This is a genomic window from Candidatus Methylomirabilota bacterium, from assembly GCA_036001065.1.
In the GTDB taxonomy this organism is placed as follows: Bacteria; Methylomirabilota; Methylomirabilia; order Rokubacteriales; family CSP1-6; genus MNEF01.
Window position 1 is genome coordinate 1 of the sequence record DASYUQ010000215.1, and the last position, 1,759, is coordinate 1,759.

2 protein-coding genes are annotated in these 1,759 nt (G+C 69.4%); one reads left to right on the forward strand and one right to left on the reverse strand.

Annotation, left to right across the window (positions count from 1 at the left end; translation table 11 throughout):
• The first annotated feature begins 120 nt into the window (after positions 1-120).
• Positions 121-1,101, forward strand: coding sequence for an alpha-ketoacid dehydrogenase subunit beta (locus VGV13_20630; GenBank protein ID HEV8643491.1), 981 nt, complete (start codon positions 121-123; stop codon positions 1,099-1,101).
• 15 nt (positions 1,102-1,116) lie between these two features.
• Here VGV13_20630 and VGV13_20635 read toward each other — a convergent pair.
• On the reverse strand, positions 1,117-1,759 hold a 643-nt coding region (locus tag VGV13_20635; protein HEV8643492.1), incomplete at its 5' end, for a hypothetical protein.

Genomic DNA, 1,759 nt, shown 5'->3' on the forward strand with positions numbered 1-1,759 from the left:
GCCGCCCCATCTGGTGGCCCAGCGGGAGGAGATGCGGGAGCGGCTGCGAAGCGACGACGCTCCGGCCGAGGGCGAGCCGCCTCCCTCGCCGCCGATGCGCGGCCAGCGGAGCACGAGCCGATGGCGAAACTGAACATGGTCAAGGCCCTCAACCTGGCGCTGCTCCAGGAGATGGAGCGCGACGAGGACGTCGTCGTCATCGGCGAGGACGTCGGCGTGGACGGCGGCGTCTTCCGCGTCACCGAGGACCTGCACCGCAAGTTCGGGGGCAAGCGCGTCATCGACAGCCCGCTGGCCGAGGCGGCCATCGTCGGCACCTCGATCGGCATGGCGCTCTACGGCCTCAAGCCCGTCTGCGAGATCCAGTTCTCCGGCTTCAGCTTCCAGGGCTTTCATCAGATCGAGAACCACGCCGCCCGCTACCGCATGCGCTCGCAGGGACGCTTCCACTGCCAGATGGTCATCCGCATGCCCTACGGGGGCGGGGTCCGCGCGCTCGAGCACCATTCAGAATCGGAGGAGCAGTTCTACGCGCATATTCCTGGTCTGAAGATGGTCATTCCTTCCGGTCCTCGGAACGCCCGCGCCCTCCTGGTCAGCGCCATTCGCGATCCCGACCCGGTGATCTTCTTCGAGGCCAAGGGGCTCTACCACGCCGCCCGGGAGGACGTGCCCGACGAGATCGAGACGCTGCCGATCGGCCGGGCGCACGTCGTCCGGGAGGGCGGGGACCTCACGCTGATCTCCTACGGCGCGATGCTGCGGGTGGCCCGGGAGGCCGCCGAGACGCTGGCCGAGGAGGACGGCGCCGAGTGCGAGGTGATCGACGTGCTCACGGTGTCGCCGCTCGATCGCGAGACCCTGGTGGCCTCCGTGCGGAAGACCGGGCGCGCGGTCATCGTCCACGAGGCCGCCCGCAGCTTCGGCCCCGGAGCGGAGATCGCCGCCTCCATCATGGAAGGCGCGTTCCTCTCGCTGGAGGCGCCCATCCGGCGCGTGACCGCCTGCGATGTGCCGTTCGTCGGCTTCGCCCGCGAGCGGGCGAACGTCCCCGACGCCGCCCGGGTCCTGGCCGCCGCGCGCGACACGCTCGCCTATTGATCGACCGGCGGCGTCCTACAGCGACTTCAGGTACTCGACCAGATCCTTGGTCTCGGCCGTCGTCAGATTCAGGTTCAGCAGCCGGTTGTAGTGCCCGACGACGGCCGGCAAATCCTCGAAGCGGCCGTCGTGGTAGAACCCGCCTTTGGCCCGGACGAAGAGACCTCGGAGCGGGGTCGTCCGATAGAATTTCCGGTCGGGCGAGCGGCTGGCGTGGAAGTCGTCGATACCGATTTCCGCGGCGGCGTGCATCGGCCACCCCGGCTCGGTGAAGAGCGGCGGCACGTGGCACGTCGCGCACTTGGCCTTACCCTCGAACAGGGTCTTTCCGCGCCCGGCCGCCGCGGCGTCGTAGGAGTCCTTGGGCGGCTCGGGGGCGGGGATCGAGAGCTGGTAGTAGTGGAGCGCCGCCAGCTTGGACGTCACCAGGTCCGGCGTGTGGCGCACGTTGGCCCAGCCGGCCTTCGCCGCGATCGGGAACCGCTGCGGATCGTTCAGACGCGGGTCGTAGAAGGTGCCTTTGCCGTACATCTGGGTGTTGGCGACGTAGGCGTTCCAGTGGGTCACGGAGCCCCATCCGGAGTAGGTGTGCAGGTTCACGCCCGCCAACCCGAAGGCGGCCGGCAGCACCGTGGCGGCTGTCTTGCCATCGGGCCTG